Origin of the sequence: Peribacillus sp. NPDC096379, from assembly GCF_044762875.1 — a bacterium.
GTDB lineage: Bacteria > Bacillota > Bacilli > Bacillales > DSM-1321 > Peribacillus.
The window spans coordinates 701,610-721,993 of record NZ_JBIWFD010000002.1; the positions used below are offsets into that span (position 1 = coordinate 701,610).

Sequence of the window (20,384 nt, forward strand, 5' to 3'; positions counted from 1 at the left end):
AAGTCAAGAATAATAGGATGTATGAATGGTACATGCAAATGGAATTGAAAGAGGGGATATTCTTGAACGAAAAACAACGCCTGGAAACGCAACAAATAACTGCTGAAAAGCCAGCGGACAAAAAATCCGAAAAGGACTACAGCAAATATTTCCAAGCTGTATACGTTCCACCTTCCTTGAAGGAAGCGAAAAAGCGCGGCAAAGAAGAAGTGAAATATGATCAATTTGCCATCCCAGAACAATTAAGTGGAATGGGCGAGGGTCGTAAGTTTTTTATTCGTACTTACGGCTGTCAAATGAATGAACATGATACAGAGGTTATGGCTGGTATTTTTATGGCATTAGGGTATGAAGCAACTGACACAGTTGACGATGCCAATGTAATCTTGCTTAATACATGTGCAATCCGAGAAAATGCTGAGAATAAAGTATTTGGGGAACTCGGACATTTAAAATCATTGAAACTGGAAAAGCCGGATTTATTACTTGGTGTATGTGGCTGTATGTCACAAGAAGAATCAGTTGTAAATCGAATTCTATCGAAGCATGGTTTCGTAGATATGATTTTTGGTACACATAACATCCATCGCTTGCCTCATATTTTACATGATGCCTATATGTCTAAGGAAATGGTCATTGAAGTATGGTCTAAAGAAGGAGATGTGATCGAAAATCTTCCTAAAGTCCGTAAAGGGAAAACCAAGGCTTGGGTTAATATTATGTACGGTTGTGATAAATTCTGTACCTACTGTATTGTTCCGTATACAAGAGGGAAAGAAAGAAGTCGCCGCCCTGAAGAAATTATTCAAGAAGTGCGTCATCTTGCAGCACAGGGCTATAAGGAAGTCACCTTACTTGGGCAAAACGTAAATGCTTATGGGAAAGATTTGGAAGATATCGAATACGGTCTAGGAGACCTTATGGACGAAATACGCAAGATTGATATACCGCGTGTTCGATTCACAACAAGCCATCCGCGAGATTTTGATGATCATTTAATTGAAGTTCTTGCAAAAGGTGGCAATCTACTTGAACATATCCATCTACCCGTCCAATCTGGAAGCAGTGATATTTTGAAAATCATGGCTCGTAAATATACGAGAGAACAGTATTTGGAGCTTGTAAGAAAAATTAAAGCAGCGATTCCAAACGCTACATTAACAACGGATATTATTGTTGGTTTCCCAAATGAAACAGATGAACAATTCGAAGAAACGTTATCATTGTTCCGTGAAGTCGGATTCGATGCGGCGTATACGTTCATTTATTCACCTCGTGAAGGGACTCCAGCTGCGAAAATGAAGGATAATATACCGATGGAAGTCAAAAAAGAGCGTTTGCAACGATTGAATGCACTTGTAAACGAATCGTCTGCTGAAAAAATGAAGACATATGAAGGTCAAATTGTTGAAGTGCTTGTCGAAGGTGAAAGTAAAAATAATCCAGACGTTTTAGCCGGATATACGACGAAAAATAAACTAGTCAACTTCAAAGGACCTAAATCTGCAATTGGCCAAATTGTGAAAGTGAAAGTGATCGAAGCGAAAACATGGTCGTTAAAAGGTGATATGGTTGAAGAAGTGGCAGCGGTCAAAGGGGAATAAAGATGGCGAACTTTACAAAAGATGAAATTCTAGCTAAAGCAGCAGATCTAGCGAAAATGATTGCAGAAACAGATGAAGTTGACTTTTTCAAACGTGCAGAAGCGCAAATTAATGAAAATCAGAAAGTGCGTGAAATGATTGCGAGCATGAAAAGTCTGCAAAAGCAAGCTGTGAATTTCCAAAATTACGGAAAAGAGAAGGCTTATCAACAAACACAAAGCAAACTTACCGCAATTGAAGAAGAATTGGATGATTTACCAATTGTTCAGGAATTCAAGCAGTCACAGGTGGACGTAAACGACTTATTACAAATGGTTGCTTCACAGATTTCTAATCGAGTAACAGATATTATTATTGAAACGACTGAAGGCGATCTATTAAGTGGCGAAACGGGTTCTAAAGTGCGCGCAGGTGGTAATGGTTGTTCATAAATAAGACAGAGAGGATGCCCCAATTAAGGGACATCCTCTTTCTTTTACCTGAAAAAAGCGTGATATCATTACTAATTCTTGCTATCTACCGACTCCAACAAGCTATGACACATATCCCTATGGGGACGCATAGACTAGTGTAGGTTAAAAACTAATTACATCCAGTTTCTAAATCAAAATAACTTGCACACTAGACTTTTTACACGCATAGGATGAATGGAAACTGTATGAGGAGGGTTCGCTAGCATGTCACACTATAGAGAGATTATAACGAAAGCGGTGGTGGCAAAAGGACGAAAATTTACGAAGTCCCAACACACCATTTGCCCGGCTCATCATCCCACAAGCATTCTAGGCTGTTGGATCATCAACCATAAGTACGAAGCAGAGAAAATTGGCAAGAAGGTAGAAATTCGCGGCAGCTACGAGATTAACGTTTGGTATTCGTATAATCATAATACAAAAACCGAAGTCGTCACAGAAAAGGTTACGTATTGTGACTTTATCTCGTTGAAATATCGTGATCCTGATTGCCATGATGATCAAGATGTTATAGCAAAAGCTGTACAACAGCCAAATTGCATTGAAGCCTGCATTTCTCCATGTGGACAAAAAATCATTGTTCATGTGGAACGGGAATTCTTTGTGGAAGTCATTGGAGAGACGAAGGTTTGTGTTGCTGTTAATCCACATGGCTGTGATGATGATGACTGGTATTCAGATTTAGACGATGATTTCGAAGATCTAGATCCAGATTTTCTAGACGAATTTGAAGATGAATAAATCCAAGGATTAAACTTTAGCACCTGCAATCAGACCGGATGTGCAATCGTTCATCCGGTTCCATTATGGAAAAATGTTGCTATTTTTTATTGTAAATAAAATGATTTGAAATTTTTGCTTGACGCTTTTCCAAAAGAGTATACGTGAAACCAGCAGGGGCCGTATGTTATAATGAATCCAAACAAAGATCTTAGCAGGAAAGGTTTTGAAACAATGGCAGCGAATACGCCGATGATGCAACAATATTTAAAAATTAAGGCAGAGTATCAAGATGCCTTTTTATTTTTTCGTTTAGGCGATTTTTATGAAATGTTTTTTGAAGATGCCGTACATGCTTCACAAGAACTCGAAATTACGTTGACAAGCCGTGGTGGTAGTGAAGACCGTATTCCAATGTGCGGAATCCCTTATCACTCTGCAGCTTCTTATATAGATGTTTTAATAGAGCGAGGATATAAAGTCGCAATTTGTGAGCAAACTGAAGACCCTAAGCAAGCAAAAGGAGTCGTTCGTCGAGAAGTAGTCCAATTAATAACCCCAGGTACGAAAATGGATGGTAAAGGGATGGATGAGAAAGAAAATAATTACATTGCCTCTATCACTGATTTTTTCGATGGGACATTCGGATTTGTCTATGCTGACTTAACAACTGGGGAAAGTAAGGTTACTATTACGAATGGTTCTTTTGATAGCGTGTTTAATGAATTAGCGATCGTTGGGGCGAAGGAGGTCGTGTTAGAAGCTAATTTCCAAGAAGCTCGGCAAAAGCAGCTGAAGGATCGAGGTGTTTCTGCACTTTCTTACGAAGATCAAATCGATGTAAACGATCAGTTTTCAAACTTATTAACAAATCTAGAGGATCAAAAGAGTAAAAAGACGGCATCAAGACTGATGCATTATTTATTTCGGACTCAGAAAAGAAGCCTAGATCATCTGCAAATTGTGCAGTCCTATGAAACGGATCATTATATGAAGTTGGATTATTATTCTAAAAAAAATTTAGAACTCACCGAAACGATTCGTGGTAAAGGCAAGAAAGGTTCCCTTTTATGGCTACTCGATGAAACAAAAACAGCGATGGGTGGAAGGATGCTCAAGCAATGGATTGATCGCCCTTTAATTGACAGGGCCCAAATCGGTCATAGAAGCAATCTTGTTGAAACACTTATTCGTCATTATTTTGAAAGGCAAGACCTTCGCGAGCGTTTAAAAGAAGTATATGATCTGGAAAGATTAGCTGGTCGGGTCGCGTTTGGCAATGTCAATGCAAGGGATTTAATTCAGTTAAAGCGTTCGCTGAAACAGCTCCCGAATATACGTGACATTATTGCTAGTATTGAAAATGAAGATATGGCTTTGCTATCTGAAGCAATTGATCCTTGTGAAGAGCTGACCGATTTATTGGAAACATCACTCATTGATAATCCACCACTTTCGATAAAAGAAGGGAATTTCATTCAAGACGGGTTTCACGCGGAATTGGATACATACCGTGATGCTAGTCGGAATGGGAAGACATGGATTGCTACGCTTGAACGAGAAGAGCGAGAAAAAACCGGGATTAAATCGTTGAAAATCGGCTATAATCGAGTGTTTGGTTACTATATTGAAGTAACGCGAGCAAATCTTCAGAATCTGGATGATTCCCGTTATGAACGGAAACAAACCTTATCGAATGCAGAGCGGTTTATCACTCCTGAATTAAAAGAAAAAGAAGCATTGATTCTTCAGGCTGAAGAAAACAGCATACGGCTTGAATATGATCTGTTTATCGGGATTCGTGAGCGTGTTAAAGAATTTATCCCACGTTTGCAAGCTCTGGCTAAACAAGTCAGTGAGCTAGATGTGCTACAATGCTTTGCGACGATAAGTGAAGAACGGCATTATGTAAAACCTGCGTTTTCAGATGATAGAAAGATTGTATTGCAGAATGGTCGACATCCAGTCGTTGAGAAAGTATTGCAATCACAGGAATATGTCCCTAACGACTGCTATATGGACACTGAAAGAGAAGTTTTGCTTATTACAGGTCCGAATATGTCGGGGAAAAGTACGTATATGCGTCAGATTGCCTTAACGTCTATTATGGCGCAAATCGGTTGTTATGTTCCGGCAGACGAAGCGATATTACCGATATTCGATAAAGTGTTTACCCGGATTGGGGCTGCAGATGATTTAATTTCTGGGCAAAGTACTTTTATGGTTGAAATGTTAGAAGCAAGGAATGCCATTACGAATGCGACTGCAGATAGTTTAATATTATTTGATGAAATAGGCCGCGGTACAAGCACATATGACGGTATGGCACTTGCTCAAGCGATCATTGAATATATTCATGGAGAAATAGGAGCGAAGACGCTCTTTTCGACTCACTATCATGAACTGACCGTTTTAGATGAAGAACTACCAAAATTGAAAAATGTTCATGTAAGTGCTGTTGAGCAAAATGGCCATGTTGTATTTCTTCATAAAATAAAAGAAGGTCCTGCAGATAAAAGTTACGGAATCCATGTAGCAAAGCTTGCTCAATTGCCAGAGGCGTTGATCAACCGTGCAAACGTCATTCTTTCACAGCTTGAACAAGGAAATACATTAGCTGTCCCACAAGCAGCCAGCTCTGAGATTGTTTACGAAGCAAATAATCAACCTAAACAAGAATCAGCAAATGAAGCTCAATTATCATTTTTTGAACAGGCGTTGCCTTCAGAGGAGAAGGTCTCTTCTTCAAAAGAAATTAAAGTACTTGAGGATCTAAAAAAAGTAGAAATATTGGACATGACACCACTTGATGCACTAAATATGCTTTATAAACTGCAAAAAAAACTAAAATAAATGTGAGGTGATAACTTGGGAAACATTGTCCAACTCGATGAAGCGTTATCGAATAAAATCGCTGCTGGTGAAGTAGTTGAACGACCTGCATCAGTTGTCAAAGAACTTGCGGAAAATGCGATTGATGCGAACAGCTCAATCATTGAAATTGAAATTGAAGAAGCGGGGTTATCCTCAATTCGGATTATTGATAATGGTGATGGGATTCTTCCAGAGGATGTAAAAAAGGCATTTCATCGCCATGCGACTAGTAAAATCAAAGATGAAAATGATCTATTCAGGATTCGTACTTTGGGGTTTCGTGGTGAGGCGCTCCCAAGTATTGCATCCGTTTCTAAATTTGAAATGAAAACAAGCACAGGAGACGGACCGGGAACGAAGATTATGCTTGAGGGGGGACTTATTAAAGAGTTATCCGCCCATTCCAGTAGAAAAGGCACGGATCTGCTCGTTTCTGATTTGTTTTATAACACGCCTGCACGTTTGAAATATATGAAAACCATCCATACGGAGCTAGGGAATATTACAGATGTCGTCAACCGGCTTGCTCTATCCCATCCAGAAGTCTCTTTTCAACTTACACATAATGGGAAAAGATTACTCCATACGAACGGCAATGGTGATGTTCGACAAGTTCTTGCTGCCATTTATGGGATTAATATTGCGAAGAAGATGATCCCAATTACTAGTGAATCATTAGACTTCACCATTCAAGGCTATCTTGCTTTACCGGAGATTACTCGTGCATCCAGAAATTATATCTCAACGATGATAAATGGAAGATTTATCAAAAACTATCCATTGGCAAAAGCAATCTCGGAAGGTTTTCATACGCTACTTCCAATCGGTAGATATCCTATAGTTCTTCTATCTATTCAAATGGATCCAATATTAGTCGATGTCAATGTACATCCTGCAAAAATGGAAGTGAGATTGAGTAAAGAACAAGAGTTGAACCAGCTTGTCACTGAAACAATAAAATCAGCCTTTAAGGAAAGAGCATTAATTCCAAGTGGATTCGCTCCAATACAAAAAGAACAGTTGAAAAGTGAGCAAACGTCACTAGACCTAGGACATGTCGATCAAAAGGGGAATGAAATACTTGAAAGTGCAAAAAAAGACTCAACGATTATAAAAGAAACGTTGAGGAATGAAGGGGAAAATCATCAAATCAGTGGTCAGTCATATATTCGTGATGAGTCTGCTTTGCAACTTGACAGAGCATATCCCGATAATCTACATGAAGAAATAAGAGTCTTTCAACCATACCAAGAAGATAGAGTGAGTCATGAAGCAGCAGATGAGGACTCACCGACTGAATTTCATTGTGAAACAAATATGAATGCGGTATTTTCTGATGGGACTGAAATCATTGCGAAAGATGTGCCAAGAGTGCCTGTTCTTTATCCGATCGGTCAAATGCATGGAACGTATATCTTTGCCCAAAATGAAAATGGCCTGTATATTATTGATCAACATGCTGCCCAAGAACGAATTAAGTATGAGTATTTTTCAGACAAAGTGGGTCGTGTTGAAAATGAACTACAGGAAATGCTCGTCCCTATTACATTGGAATTTTCTAATGACGAGTGCATTCGCATTAATGAGAATACGGAAGAGTTGGAAAGAGTCGGGGTTTTTCTAGAAGAATTTGGTTACAATTCCTTCATTGTACGAGCTCATCCGCAATGGTTCCCTAAAGGGATTGAACAGGAAATAATCGAAGAAATGATTGAACAACTCTTATCTATGAAAAAAGTGGATATAAGGAAACTTCGTGAAGAAGCAGCCATCCTCATGAGTTGTAAGGCTTCCATTAAAGCCAATCGCCATCTTCGCAATGATGAAATTCAAGCACTTTTGGATGAACTCAGACAATCATCTGATCCTTTTACATGCCCTCACGGCAGGCCGATTATTATTCATTACTCAGGTTATGACATGGAGAAGATGTTTAAACGCGTGATGTAGTTTATAAAGGTAAGACTAATTTAGTGTATGCAGTCTGGAGAAAATAACTTTACGTGCGTTTAATAGGTATAAACGATTTATCATTTGTCTATGATGAATGATGTTTGACTGCTTTAAACGTACGAAAAGTAAAACTTAAATAAGGCAGTGAATGTTTTGGAACAAGAGAACAATAAGTTACTTGTCATTATCGGCCCAACAGCAGTTGGGAAAACAAAACTGAGTATAGAAATGGCGAAGCGTTTTAATGGTGAAATTATAAGTGGAGATTCTATGCAAGTTTATAAAGGGATGGATATCGGAACAGCCAAAATAACACCTAACGAAATGGATGGCATCCCTCACTTTCTGCTAGATATTAAAGAACCAAATGAATCATTTAGTGCGGCTGATTTTCAAGAACAAGCGAATCAGGCAATTGCAGATATTCAGAAGCGTGGTAAACTGCCGATTATTGTTGGAGGTACAGGTTTGTACATTCAATCTGTAATTTATGACTATCAATTCTCAGAGGCCCCTTCTAATTTAGAATATAGAAAAAGGCTAGAATCTATTGTGGAAACAGATGGAATTGAACCTCTTATTGAGAAGCTTCGGTCAATTGACCCTGAAAGTGCTGAGAGAATTCATCCTAACAATATTAGGCGCATTATTCGAGCGTTGGAAATTTATTATTGCACAGGAATCACGATGTCTAATCAACTCGAAAAGCAAACATCCGAATTAAAGTATGATACAGCTCTTATCGGCTTGACGATGAACCGTGAAGCACTTTATCGGCGTATTAACCACCGCGTTGATGTTATGGTGGAACAGGGATTAATGGAAGAAGTAAAGAGCTTTCATGAACAAGGTTTGAGAGATTGTCAGTCGATACAGGCAATTGGATATAAGGAATTATACGATTACTTCGATGATAGGTTAACGATCGATGAATCAGTTGAAGCATTAAAACAAAATTCACGACGCTACGCTAAGCGTCAACTTACTTGGTTTCGTAATAAAATGGATGTAAAATGGTATGAGGTGCAGGAACAGGGAAATAATTCATTTGTTTCTGAAGAAATATCCACATATATAGCAGGAAAGCTATCACTTAACGCGAATATGTAATACATAGAGAGAATGAGGAGGAATAATGATGAAACAAGTAAATATTCAAGATCAATTTTTAAATCAGTTAAGAAAAGATAGTACATATGTGACTGTTTTTTTATTAAATGGTTTTCAAATTAGAGGACTTGTTAAAGGATTCGATAACTTTACCGTTTTATTTGAATCTGAAGGAAAGCAGCAGTTGGTCTTTAAACATGCGATTTCCACTTTCGCTCCACAAAAAAATGTGCAAATTGATTTTGAAGCAAAAGAATAAATGAAATTATACGTACAACGATCCCCACTTAAAAACAGAACCATTCTTCTGTTTTTAAGTGGGTATTTTTATTTGGTCTAGAAAATATAGCTGTGGTGGAGTTGTAGTTCGTTAAAATGGGGTGTTTGATCCAAGTCGCGTGCTTCATTTTTCGTATTGAAGCCCCACGAAGGTCTAGTCTTTCTAGTTCCAGTACCCGATAAAGCTGTAGAAGAAAAGATAATAAGCTTCAAGAAGGATAAACACACCTTCTTGGCTTTTCTTATGTTTGCTCTTTTGTTGTGCTGTACTATTTTTAACAAATACTACTGATATAACTCGTTCATGAATATAAATAAATGAGGGATTATTTCTCGGGAAAGCGCAGGAAATGACATGATTCTCATTTAATTATGGAAAAACAAAATAATTGGCGAACATTATGAGAGTTTGTCATTTCTAATCGTTCTATGAGAGGTGAATACATTGGAACAACCGATCCGTAAAAAAAATAACGGACAGATTAATATTGTCTTAAATGGACAAAAGCGGAAGCCTATACCGAAGGATCCGCCGATACGTGAAAGACACGATCAAGATATTCCTCCTCAACATATAGCGCTGAAAGAAATGGAAGAGGAACTAGGAGTATTGGTCGGGATGGATGAAATGAAACGGATGATTAAAGAAATATACGCATGGATTTATGTAAACAAGAAACGGGAAGAGCGGGGGTTGAAGGCCGGACGGCAAGCTCTTCATATGATGTTTAAAGGTAACCCAGGAACAGGGAAAACTTCAGTAGCTAGGTTAATCGGCAGGCTGTTCCATAAGATGAATGTTTTATCTAAAGGTCATTTAATTGAAGTGGAAAGAGCGGATCTTGTAGGCGAGTATATTGGGCATACAGCTCAAAAAACTCGTGATTTAATTAAAAAAGCAATCGGCGGAATCCTGTTTATTGATGAAGCTTATTCTCTTGGTAGAGGAGGAGAAAAGGATTTTGGGAAAGAAGCGATTGATACGCTTGTAAAGCATATGGAAGATCGTCAGCACGAATTCATATTAATCCTTGCCGGTTATTCAAAGGAGATGGATCATTTCCTAACCCTGAATCCTGGTCTTCATTCAAGATTTCCTATTGTGGTAGACTTTCCGGATTATTCGATTGAACAATTGATGGAAATCGGACAAAGAATGATCGATGATCGGGAATATGTACTTAGCAGGGATGCGGAACGTAAATTGAAGGAGCATTTAATCATAATCAAGGCCGATCCGAGATTGGTGTCTTTTTCAAATGGGCGTTATGTTCGAAATATTATTGAAAAATCAATACGGTCACAAGCGATGCGATTATTGCTTGAAGATTCATATGATCGAGGAGACCTTGTGACCTTAAGGAGTCAAGATCTTGTTTTTGAAGAAGACGAAGAATAGATAAAGTGAAACTTCAATCAGCGGGGTTTTTCTTCATCCCCACTGATTGTTAGTCCCGTTGTAGAGTCGCTAATATCTCCGCTATGCTTCGATAAAGCGACTCTACGAATCATAGACTAAAAAGTACGCCGCGTCCTGCGGCAATGTCTGTGCGACCCACTTTCTGTGGCCTCAACTATATCTTTTGAAAACCACAAAGGTAAGTTTCACTGTATCTCACCAAACGAACCTTTATGGGCAGTTTGTCCCCTACCTATCTTCTTTGTTCCTCATAAGCTTGAGGGGATACTGTCTGTTAAGCGTGAGATAAAAGTAAACCCGATTTACTAATTGAAAATTGTCTAAAAGAAAACAATATTCTTGATGATTATTAGAAAAGGGCTGCTTTTAGGAGATGAGAAATGCCTAAAGTGCAGCCCTAATTCATTTAAATTCACCTTATATAACATACTAACAATCAGTTGTATTGTTTAATATTCCTTGCCGGAAGTTTCCAGTTGTACGAGTAGGAAAGAACTCTTAATGCTGTAATCGCAAGGAATAAGCTATATAACTGCCAAGGTTCTATAGAACTGTTGAGACCTATGAAAAGGCCACAAATAATTGCCCATAAAGCGTATATTTCATCCTTCAAAACAAGCGGTTTTCTATGCGCTAATAAATCTCGAATCATTCCGCCGCCACAACCTGTAAGTACGGCAGCTACGAGAACGGCGCTTAAAGGCCGATTTAAGTCAATGGCGTAAAGTGCTCCTTGAATGGCAAAAGCTGAGAGCCCAATTGAATCAGTGAAATTGCCCCATGTTTTCCAATGTTTTAATAAATTTTTGGGGAAGAGAAATACAATCGTTATAGATACTATTGCAATAATAAAGTTTGTGCCTTGATCCCATAACGCGGAAACGGGAACACCAATTAATAGATTTCGTAAGGCTCCCCCGCCAAAAGCGGTGACGACTCCCAAAATATAAACGCCTAATATATCATATTCTTCTTCCATCGCAATAATTGCGCCGCTTATAGCAAAAGCAATCGTGCCAATTATTGTTAATATTTCCCATGTCATCGAAATTCCTCGCTGTTCTTTCATTATTCTATTTTATGACAACCTATCTGATTTTAGCAGAAATCACTGGTTTTTCAAGAGTTTTCTACTGCTAACAAGCTTAGAAGGTGTTATGATTATTAACGACTTTTCTGTGGAAAAGGGGCGGGACTTCGCAAAATTAGCTTCGCGCCACCACCTTTATAAGATGATGCAATTTGAGAACCTGAATCTTTTTTTACGCTTTAGTTGGGTTCAGGATGCTCATGACTGTTTTATTAGGATGAATTGTGAAAGGGGATGTTCATTTGTTATGATTAGGACATTCATCACTACTTTATCTTAAAAATCTGATTTTAATGATTGGAATAAGAAGGAGACTCAACATGTATCAGCATTTAACGAATGGAGATAGACTTAAAAAATTAACAGAACAGGCTGAAGCTCAAATAGCCCCAATACACCAAGATATTCATACGATGATGGAGCTAAACCAGTTTCGTGTTTTACAAAGCTTCCAAAGCAATAGAGTAAGTGATTCGCATTTTATTCCTACTACAGGGTATGGATATGATGATTATGGAAGAGATACATTAGAAAAAATTTATAGTGAGGTATTTGGTGGAGAAGCAGGTCTAGTACGACCGCAAATCATTTCCGGAACTCATGCGATTTCCATTGCATTGTTTGGTATTCTACGGCCGGGAGATGAGCTATTATACATAACAGGCAAGCCTTATGACACATTAGAAGAAATAGTAGGGATTCGTGGTACGGGAATCGGTTCATTAAAAGAATTTAATATTGATTATAATTCTGTTATGTTAACGGATGAAGGGGGAATAGACTTCAATGCTGTGAAAAAAGCAATTACTCCTCAAACAAAGATGATTGGTATTCAACGTTCGAAAGGATATGCAACGCGGCCATCCTTTATGATATCTGAAATTGAAGAAATGATATCGTTTGTAAAAGATATTAACCCTAACCTAGTTGTTTTTGTTGACAACTGTTATGGGGAGTTTGTTGAAGATAAGGAGCCTTGTCATGTAGGTGCGGATTTAATTGCAGGTTCTTTAATAAAAAATCCAGGTGGTGGCCTTGTAAAAACGGGCGGCTATATCGTCGGAAAAAAAGAATATGTTGAAGCGTGTTCCTACCGTTTAACGTCGCCAGGTATTGGAGCGGAAGCAGGAGCCTCTCTTTATAGCCTTCAAGAAATGTATCAAGGTTTCTTTCTCGCACCTCATGTAGTCGGTCAAGCTTTAAAGGGTGCGGTTTTTACATCAGCATTACTTGAAATGTTGGGTATGAATACCTCACCGAGATGGGATGCCAAGCGAACAGATTTAATTCAATCTGTTCAATTTGATGATAAGGATAAAATGGTGGCGTTTTGTCAAGCGATCCAATATGCCTCACCGATCAATTCTCATGTTACACCTTATCCGAATTATATGCCGGGATATGTTGATGATGTTATTATGGCAGCAGGTACATTTATTCAAGGGGCAAGCATTGAATTGACAGCAGATGGTCCTACTCGCCCACCGTATGTAGCGTATGTTCAAGGTGGGTTAACGTACGAACATGTAAAAATTGCTGTGCTAACAGCGGTAGATTCCTTGATTGACAAGAAATTGATTTAGGGGAAGGTTATGATGGGAAGCGTGTGAAATTGCGTCTTCATACGAATGGGTTGCAAAACTTTTTATGAGCAATTCTGTTATAAAAAAACTAAAATAAAAACGTGTTAGGAAATGTAACATATGATTGACAATAAATCTAACATTTAATATAATATAAATAAGAAAACCAATAAGGAGGATGCTGAAGATGAGTAGTAGCAACATTCGGCGTTCGATGCCTCTTTTCTCAATTGGAATTGTCATGCAGCTTACCGAATTGTCCGCTCGTCAAATTCGTTATTACGAAGAGCATCAATTAATTACTCCTATGAGAACAGAAGGAAATAGGCGACTGTTTTCCTTGAATGACATAGATCGTCTCTTAGAGATTAAAGATCTACTAGAACAAGGTGTCAACTTAGCCGGTATTAAGAAACTTTTATTTGTAAATGAAACGGAACTTGTTCCAAACGAACCGATTCAGAAGTCAGAAGAAATCAAGAAAGATCTCAGTGATGGAGAATTGCGGAAGCTTTTAAAATCAGAACTTTTGCATGGTGGCAGACATCGCACTACGCTGCGTCAAGGAGATATGTCTAGGTTTTTTCATTAAATAAAATCAAAAAACAGAATTTAGAGAGGAAGTTGTTCATGGTAAAGTATACTCGTGAAGATATTATTCGTTTGGCCAAAGAGGAAAATGTGAAATATATTCGACTCCAATTTACGGATATTCTAGGAACAGTTAAAAACGTAGAAATCCCAGTAAGTCAGTTAAATAAAGCACTAGATAATAAAATGATGTTCGATGGTTCTTCAATTGAAGGATTTGTGCGTATCGAAGAATCTGATATGTTATTACAACCAGACCTTAATACATGGGTGATTTTTCCGTGGACTTCAGAAAAAGGGAAAGTTGCACGTTTAATCTGTGATATATATACGACAGAAGGAATTCCTTTTAGTGGTGATCCACGTACCAATCTGAAACGAGTCTTAGCTGAAGCGAAAGAAATGGGCTTTACAGAGTTTAATCTTGGACCAGAGCCAGAATTTTTCCTATTCAAATTGGATGCTAATGGTGAACCTACACTTGAATTAAATGATAGAGGTGGTTATTTCGACCTTGCACCAACAGATTCAGGTGAAAATTGCCGTCGTGATATCGTACTTGAACTAGAAGAAATGGGCTTTGAAATAGAAGCTTCTCACCATGAAGTAGCACCAGGTCAGCATGAAATCGATTTTAAATATGCAGATGCCGTGAGTGCTTGTGATAATATTCAAACGTTCAAACTTGTAGTAAAAACAATTGCTCGTAAACATGGTTTGCATGCAACATTTATGCCAAAACCACTGTTCGGAGTAAGTGGATCTGGTATGCACTGTAACGTATCTTTATTTAAAGATGGTGAGAATGCATTCTATGACAAATCAGGTAACCTTCAATTAAGTGAAACGGCTGAACAATTCATTGCAGGGATCATTAAGCATGCTCCGAACTTCACTGCTGTAACGAACCCAACCGTTAACTCGTATAAACGTTTAGTACCGGGTTATGAAGCACCTTGCTATGTTGCGTGGTCAGCTCAAAACCGTAGCCCACTTGTACGTATTCCGGCTTCTCGTGGAATAAGCACTCGTGTTGAAGTACGAAGTGTTGACCCAGCAGCTAATCCGTATTTAGCACTTGCTGTCATACTGAAAGCAGGTCTTGATGGGATTAAGAATAAAATGACTCCACCAGCTCCGATTGACCGTAACATTTATGTAATGACTAAAGAAGAACGGGAAGAAAATGGTATCGTAGATCTTCCTGCAACATTATTTGCTGCATTGGAAAAATTAAAAGAAGATGGAGTGATTATGGACGCTCTAGGTGATCACTTATTAGAACATTTCATTGAAGCAAAAGAGATTGAGTGGGATATGTTCCGCACGCAAGTTCACCCATGGGAACGCGAGCAATATATGAACATGTACTAATATAATGAAAGCCTTGGTATTACTGAGTTTATCAGTAACCAAGGCTTTTATATTTATTGTGGAATACTCGGTAAAATTCCAATTGACCACATTTTGACCACATTTTGACCACATTTCATTTTATTTCATATTTATATTGTTCATAATCCATGTATTTTGAATAATTATCAACGCTTCTTACTTCCAAAACTTTTGAGACGTGAGCATATACATCTGCAGTAGTCTGAATCGATTTATGACCTAAACGTTCTTGGACTTCTTTTAAACTAGCCCCGGATTCAAGAAGCAAAACTGCATGTGTATGTCTCAATCCGTGAATAGTTATATGTTTTGAAATTCTGGCATTTTTGCATATTCTATTAAATGATCTTTGTAATGTGGATTTAGCAAAGGGAAGACCGTCTCCTCGTTCAAACACAAGATTCGTTTCACTATGGATATGGTATGTATGCATAGACTATCCATAGACTGGGGGGAGAAGAAGAACTAAGAACTAAGGATAAGAAAGAGAATAAGAATATAGATGATGATGATACGCGCACGCGCGACTCCTTAATTCAATTTTTCATCTTTCAAAAAATGTATAGGCGTCTCGATATAATCTTCGATGTCATATTGAAATTTACCGTCTACTAATCTAAAATTATTGAGCAGAGGGACTTTCACCAACTTCACGTCTGTTTGTTTAGACTTCTGAATTTCTTCTTGCAGATTGAATTTTTCAACTTTATTTATGATTTTCATTGTGAAATCTCCGATAGAGAATATATGTTCTGTTTAGGGTTAAAAGAAAAGCCTACAGTGAGGCTATTTTAAAATTGTTATTTTATATTTTTGAGAATCTTGTTCATCTGTTCTTCATTCGATTTTATCGAATCACAAGTGTGTTTTGTATTTGGGAAAAAATCAAAAGCAAATTACTCTATTGTTTCTTGATTATCAATGTCATAATAGCTTGCGATTATCTCTGAAAAAAGATTATTGGATATTCTTGAAAAACGTATCAATATCTTCAACTTTTGATACAAGATCTGGAATATCTCTAAATGAAAGATTGGTTAAACAACTTTTCAAATAGTAGGTTTTCTCATTTGTGTTTTTGTTTGTCCGAGATCCCAGTCGTGCATTGATAAAGCCTGTTTCTTCAACTATAGGATTTCCTTTCAAGAAATTGGCAATTTCGTTAGATTTTACTGTGTATAATGTAGTATCTTTTTGTTGATTGGAATATTGTCCAACCAAATACCCAACGATTGCATTGCCTTGTGTAAGAACCGATGAAACAAAAAAGTCGCTTAAAGGATTTCCTTTTTCAACTGAGTATTCTTCCATCTTCATTTTTAATAACTTTTTATAGGATTCAGAATTTGGCAGAACTACATTTACACCTTCAAATTCTTCGAAAGTTCCTAATGATTCGATTTCTTCTGTAGTGTAATAAGTCTTTTTATCATCATGTTGTATTTCGCTTATATCTGTTGTTCTTTCTTGCGTTGCTTGATTATTCGTTGTAACGTCAAACTTTTCGCTAATAATTTCAGCTAAGGATTCTTGAATACATTTTTGAACTAAAGGTCGAGCGGTATTAATAAACTGTTGAGTTACTTTAAATTTAAACCGTTCTTTTATTACAAATTTAATAAAGTCATCGTTTGGACTTTCAAAAATTTCTTTAATAACTGATTTGAAAGATTGAGTGTACATAAGAGATTCAGCTAGATTTTTTATACTTTCATAATCGTAAAGATTTTTAGAAAACTTAACTAAGTGGTCGAAATCTTCTTCAATATAATTGGTTAAATTAAAAATAAAAAATGGTTTGGAATCCATGATGTTGGCATTATTTAAATCAGTAAAAAAGTGATACTCTATTCCGTTTGTTAAAATTCCCAATCTCACACTAGGGAACGTACTAAAATATCTACTTAATTGCGGTGCACTTTTATTAATCTTATTGTTCATTGATTTAGCTTCAACAAAAATTTTAGGTTCCCCATTTATAGAGATAGCGTAGTCTACTTTCTCATTCTTTTTATGGAAATCTGCTGTGAATTCTGGTGTAACTTCTTGGGGGCTATAGGTATCGTATCCAAGTCCTCTGAGGAATGGTAAAATCAAAAATTGTTTTGTTGATTCCTCATTATTTATTAGTTCCTTATTGTCATTAACAACTTTATTTAACATTTCTAACGTTTCTTTAAGATTCATCTTGCGTACTCTCCTTTAGATTTACCATTTTCAGGTGTTAAATAAATTCTTTAAGCTTTCTATTTTGTTATCAACTATTATTTATTTATATGTTTATCGGGCGAAAAGCCCAGAAATACCCAAAATAAAGACACGAACATATTTTTGTGATGTAATCGTAACGTGTGAATATACCTAGTTAATAGTTAAATTTTTTTATGTATGCTAATTCCTTAGGAACAGAATATTGCTCACATATTTTATGAATTGATATACTGCTATCTTTGTAGTCACATATAACATTGTCAGGGACAAGCAATTCAACAGCAAATCGATTAGCTTCTTTCTCGATTTTATCCACTGATAAGAGTGTATTTTTTCTCATAAATGGAGTATTTGCTCTTGGATGAAGCACGACATGACCTAATTCATGAGTACAAGTAAATAATTTATTATTGCTAGTTAAATTAGAATTGATATATATGTACTTGTTTCGTTTGTCATACTTGTATACCCCGTTGATTTCTTCGTGAAAGTCCCATTCGAACACAAAGCCATTTAAACACGATGCAAGTTCGAATGGATCTCTAGTATCATATTTCTTCGTAAGTTCAATAACCTTTTCTTTAATCCAACCCACTTGATTCGCCTCGCATTCCTATTCGGTTTCTTTATCTCTGTACTTCTTAGGAATGTATTTCTTATTGATTCGTTGAGTTTGACGAACCATGTGCTCCATCGCTTCCATAAGCGATTCTACTGCTTCCTCGCTAAGGGGTTCACCAGAAAACATGAGGCCGTCTTGACTAGATAGGTCTTTTTTTATTTCTTCCATACGCTTTGCGATGTCTTTCTCGTCTTTTTCTATGAGCGCGGATTTTGTAGTGCTTGGATTTGAAGTATTATTAACGCCGGTAAGTAAGTAGTCAATTGATACACCAAAGTAGTTTGCAAACTTTTCTAGTGTATTAAAATCAGGTTTTCTTTTATCTCTTTCATACATGCCGATAGTACTTTCGCTTAAAGAAAATAGTTTTCCGAAGTCCCCTTGAGATATACCAGACTCTTTACGTAAATCCCTTAAACGGCTTCCAAATGTAGTCATGTTCATCACCTGTTTACAATAATAACACGATTTGTGTTTGTTCATATTAAACCGCACAAAACGTGTCGTAAACACGTAGTGTGCGGTTTAATATGAACACATAGCAACATGATATGTGCGGTAAGGAGGACAAATTCATGGCAATGAACTTAAATGCAATTTCTCCTCACGATATGAGCCGTATGGAATGGCTTGAGGAACGTACAAAGGGTATCGATGGATCAGACGCAGGGATCATTCTTGGCTTAAATAAATATCGTACTGCATTTGAATTATGGCTTGAAAAAACGGGACAAGTTACACCACAAGAAATCGATAATGAAGCCATCTATTGGGGAAACGAGATGGAAAATGTGGTTGCCAAGGAATTTGAAAAGCGGACTGATAAGAAGGTGCGCCGAACAAACTTCATGTACTCTCATCCGGAATATCCGTTTATTAAGGCAAACCTGGATCGGCTTGTTATCGGTGAATCTGCTTTGCTTGAATGTAAAACAGCAAGTGCTTATCTAGCTAAGGGATGGGAGTCAGACGAAATCCCAGCTACTTATCTTGTACAAGTTCAACATTACCTCGGTGTTACTGATAAAGAAAAAGGCTATATAGCGGTGCTTGTCGGTGGAAATAAGTTTATTTGGAAAGAAGTAGAACGTGATGAGGAGCTTATCAATATGATTATCTTTGCTGAAAAGCATTTCTGGGAACATCATGTTCTACAAGGTATTCCTCCAGAGTTGGACGGATCCAGTGCTGCTGAAAAATACCTTAAAGAAAAATATGGCCGCGCTGAAAAGGACAAGGAGATTATTCTCCCATCTGACTATAAAGAGTATTTGTCTCAATATGAAAAAATCAAAGCTGATGAAAAACTCATCAAGTCTGCAAAAACGGAAATTGAAAATAAAATCAAGGCTGAACTAAAAGACGCTGAAACAGGACTGGTAGACAGCTTCCTTGTATCTTGGAAAAATCAATTACAAAGCAGAGTTGATACAAAGACTTTGAAGGAGAAATTTCCTGACATTTACCGTGAAGTCTTGAAAGAAACGAGTTTTCGTAAATTCGCTGTGAAAGAGATGGCTAATTAATGGCTACAAATGCTGCTTTAAAAAATCAATTAGGAAGCAAACAATCAGATGCATCAAAACAAGTTTCTGCCCAATCACTTGGTCTTAAGTCACTTCTAAATACACCAACTATGCAGAAAAAGTATGAACAAGTGTTAGCGAAAAAGGCTCCACAGTTTATGTCTTCTTTACTCAATTTATATAACGGTGATTCTTACCTTCAAAAAACAGATCCGATGACAGTTGTTACTTCAGCAATGGTAGCAGCCACTCTAGATCTACCGATTGATAAGAATCTTGGATATGCCTGGATTGTTCCATACAGTGGAAATGCCCAATTTCAATTAGGTTATAAAGGATACATTCAGCTGGCTTTGAGAACGGGTCAGTACAAATCAATTAATGTCATTGAAGTACGCGAAGGTGAATTGGTTAAGTGGAATCGTCTTACAGAGGACCTAGATCTAAATTTAGAAGGTGCAACATCTGAAAAAATATTGGTTATTGTGGATTTTTCAGATTAATCAACGGATTCGAAAAGACTGTTTATTGGACCAGAGCTGAGATTGAAGCCCATAAAAAGAAATTTAGTAAATCCGATTTCGGATGGAAAAAGGACTTTGACGCAATGGCTAAAAAGACAGTTTTATGAAATATGCTATCAAAGTGGGGAATTCTGTCTATCGAAATGCAGACTGCTGTTTCCAAGGATGAAAAGGAACCAGAAATGAAGGATATTACTGATGAAGCGAGTGAGGTGGAAGATTTTATAGAGCCGGAAATCATCGATGGGGCTCCTAAAACAGGAAAAACCGATTCGAAAGAAAAGCCTTCTGTAATTGATTAGGAAATTCCGTTTGACTGATGAGTAATTTCGAATATAAAACAAATGTCCTCCTTCCAGCGTGGAACTGGGAGGAGGCAAAGGATAAGGATCACTTAAAAAAGCTTGTC

At 37.3% G+C, this 20,384-nt stretch carries 18 protein-coding genes and 1 pseudogene; 13 read left to right on the plus strand and 6 right to left on the minus strand.

Translation table 11 applies throughout. The features are described from left to right. Positions 1-62: 62 nt before the first annotated feature. The 8 genes from miaB to spoVK all read left to right on the plus strand — a co-directional run bounded on the left by miaB (position 63) and on the right by spoVK (position 10,412). Positions 63-1,604: a tRNA (N6-isopentenyl adenosine(37)-C2)-methylthiotransferase MiaB gene (gene miaB, locus ACIQZI_RS12395; protein WP_403073430.1), complete on the plus strand. Its 1,542-nt coding sequence runs from the start codon at positions 63-65 to the stop codon at positions 1,602-1,604. Between the two features lie 2 nt (positions 1,605-1,606). Then, positions 1,607-2,035, plus strand: a complete 429-nt coding sequence (locus ACIQZI_RS12400) for a YlbF/YmcA family competence regulator (protein WP_062180960.1) — start codon at positions 1,607-1,609, stop codon at positions 2,033-2,035. Positions 2,036-2,281: 246 nt separating this feature from the next. Continuing rightward, positions 2,282-2,818 (plus strand): outer spore coat protein CotE, encoded by a 537-nt coding sequence (locus ACIQZI_RS12405; RefSeq protein WP_062180956.1) that lies wholly within the window; start codon positions 2,282-2,284, stop codon positions 2,816-2,818. Between the two features lie 213 nt (positions 2,819-3,031). Next, entirely contained in the window at positions 3,032-5,650 is a 2,619-nt protein-coding gene (mutS, locus tag ACIQZI_RS12410; RefSeq protein WP_403074019.1) for a DNA mismatch repair protein MutS, read from the plus strand. 15 nt (positions 5,651-5,665) lie between these two features. Then, positions 5,666-7,621, plus strand: a complete 1,956-nt coding sequence (gene mutL / locus ACIQZI_RS12415; RefSeq protein ID WP_403073433.1) for a DNA mismatch repair endonuclease MutL — start codon at positions 5,666-5,668, stop codon at positions 7,619-7,621. Positions 7,622-7,777: 156 nt separating this feature from the next. Continuing rightward, complete coding sequence (miaA, locus tag ACIQZI_RS12420) at positions 7,778-8,734, plus strand: tRNA (adenosine(37)-N6)-dimethylallyltransferase MiaA (protein ID WP_403073435.1); 957 nt, start codon at positions 7,778-7,780, stop codon at positions 8,732-8,734. A gap of 28 nt (positions 8,735-8,762) precedes the next feature. Beyond that, positions 8,763-8,993, plus strand: coding sequence for an RNA chaperone Hfq (gene hfq, locus ACIQZI_RS12425; protein ID WP_062180756.1), 231 nt, complete (start codon positions 8,763-8,765; stop codon positions 8,991-8,993). A gap of 465 nt (positions 8,994-9,458) precedes the next feature. Beyond that, the gene (gene spoVK, locus ACIQZI_RS12430; protein ID WP_403073437.1) at positions 9,459-10,412 is read left to right on the plus strand and encodes a stage V sporulation protein K; all 954 of its coding nucleotides are present in this window, start codon (positions 9,459-9,461) and stop codon (positions 10,410-10,412) included. A 457-nt stretch (positions 10,413-10,869) separates the two neighbouring features. On the opposite strand, the gene ACIQZI_RS12435 is transcribed toward spoVK, so the two are convergent. Beyond that, positions 10,870-11,478, minus strand: a complete 609-nt coding sequence (locus ACIQZI_RS12435; protein ID WP_062183254.1) for a trimeric intracellular cation channel family protein — start codon at positions 11,476-11,478, stop codon at positions 10,870-10,872. 365 nt (positions 11,479-11,843) lie between these two features. On the opposite strand from ACIQZI_RS12435, the gene ACIQZI_RS12440 reads away from it, so the two are divergent. From ACIQZI_RS12440 to glnA, 3 genes are all read left to right on the plus strand, one after another. Beyond that, positions 11,844-13,106 (plus strand): methionine gamma-lyase family protein, encoded by a 1,263-nt coding sequence (locus ACIQZI_RS12440; RefSeq protein ID WP_403073439.1) that lies wholly within the window; start codon positions 11,844-11,846, stop codon positions 13,104-13,106. A gap of 187 nt (positions 13,107-13,293) precedes the next feature. Beyond that, the gene (locus ACIQZI_RS12445; protein WP_403073441.1) at positions 13,294-13,698 is read left to right on the plus strand and encodes a MerR family transcriptional regulator; all 405 of its coding nucleotides are present in this window, start codon (positions 13,294-13,296) and stop codon (positions 13,696-13,698) included. Positions 13,699-13,736: 38 nt separating this feature from the next. Then, the gene (gene glnA, locus ACIQZI_RS12450; protein ID WP_403073443.1) at positions 13,737-15,071 is read left to right on the plus strand and encodes a type I glutamate--ammonia ligase; all 1,335 of its coding nucleotides are present in this window, start codon (positions 13,737-13,739) and stop codon (positions 15,069-15,071) included. 115 nt (positions 15,072-15,186) lie between these two features. Here glnA and ACIQZI_RS12455 read toward each other — a convergent pair whose 3' ends face one another. The 5 genes from ACIQZI_RS12455 to ACIQZI_RS12475 form a co-directional block, all read right to left on the minus strand. Further along, the gene (locus tag ACIQZI_RS12455; RefSeq protein ID WP_403073445.1) at positions 15,187-15,525 is read right to left on the minus strand and encodes a tyrosine-type recombinase/integrase; all 339 of its coding nucleotides are present in this window, start codon (positions 15,523-15,525) and stop codon (positions 15,187-15,189) included. Between the two features lie 98 nt (positions 15,526-15,623). Continuing rightward, positions 15,624-15,815 (minus strand): hypothetical protein, encoded by a 192-nt coding sequence (locus ACIQZI_RS12460; protein ID WP_403073447.1) that lies wholly within the window; start codon positions 15,813-15,815, stop codon positions 15,624-15,626. 234 nt (positions 15,816-16,049) lie between these two features. Continuing rightward, on the minus strand, positions 16,050-17,279 hold the full coding sequence (locus tag ACIQZI_RS12465; RefSeq protein WP_403073449.1) for a type I restriction endonuclease: 1,230 nt from the start codon (positions 17,277-17,279) through the stop codon (positions 16,050-16,052). A gap of 178 nt (positions 17,280-17,457) precedes the next feature. Next, positions 17,458-17,898 (minus strand): ImmA/IrrE family metallo-endopeptidase, encoded by a 441-nt coding sequence (locus ACIQZI_RS12470; RefSeq protein ID WP_403073451.1) that lies wholly within the window; start codon positions 17,896-17,898, stop codon positions 17,458-17,460. A gap of 18 nt (positions 17,899-17,916) precedes the next feature. Further along, positions 17,917-18,363, minus strand: a complete 447-nt coding sequence (locus tag ACIQZI_RS12475; protein ID WP_403073453.1) for a helix-turn-helix domain-containing protein — start codon at positions 18,361-18,363, stop codon at positions 17,917-17,919. A 137-nt stretch (positions 18,364-18,500) separates the two neighbouring features. Between ACIQZI_RS12475 and ACIQZI_RS12480 the strand changes: the two genes are divergently transcribed. Next, positions 18,501-19,451 (plus strand): YqaJ viral recombinase family nuclease, encoded by a 951-nt coding sequence (locus ACIQZI_RS12480; protein ID WP_403073455.1) that lies wholly within the window; start codon positions 18,501-18,503, stop codon positions 19,449-19,451. After that, a pseudogene (locus tag ACIQZI_RS12485) lies at positions 19,451-20,277 on the plus strand (recombinase RecT). The gene ACIQZI_RS12480 and the pseudogene ACIQZI_RS12485 overlap by 1 nt, the downstream one beginning before the upstream one ends. The last annotated feature ends 107 nt before the right edge of the window (positions 20,278-20,384 follow it).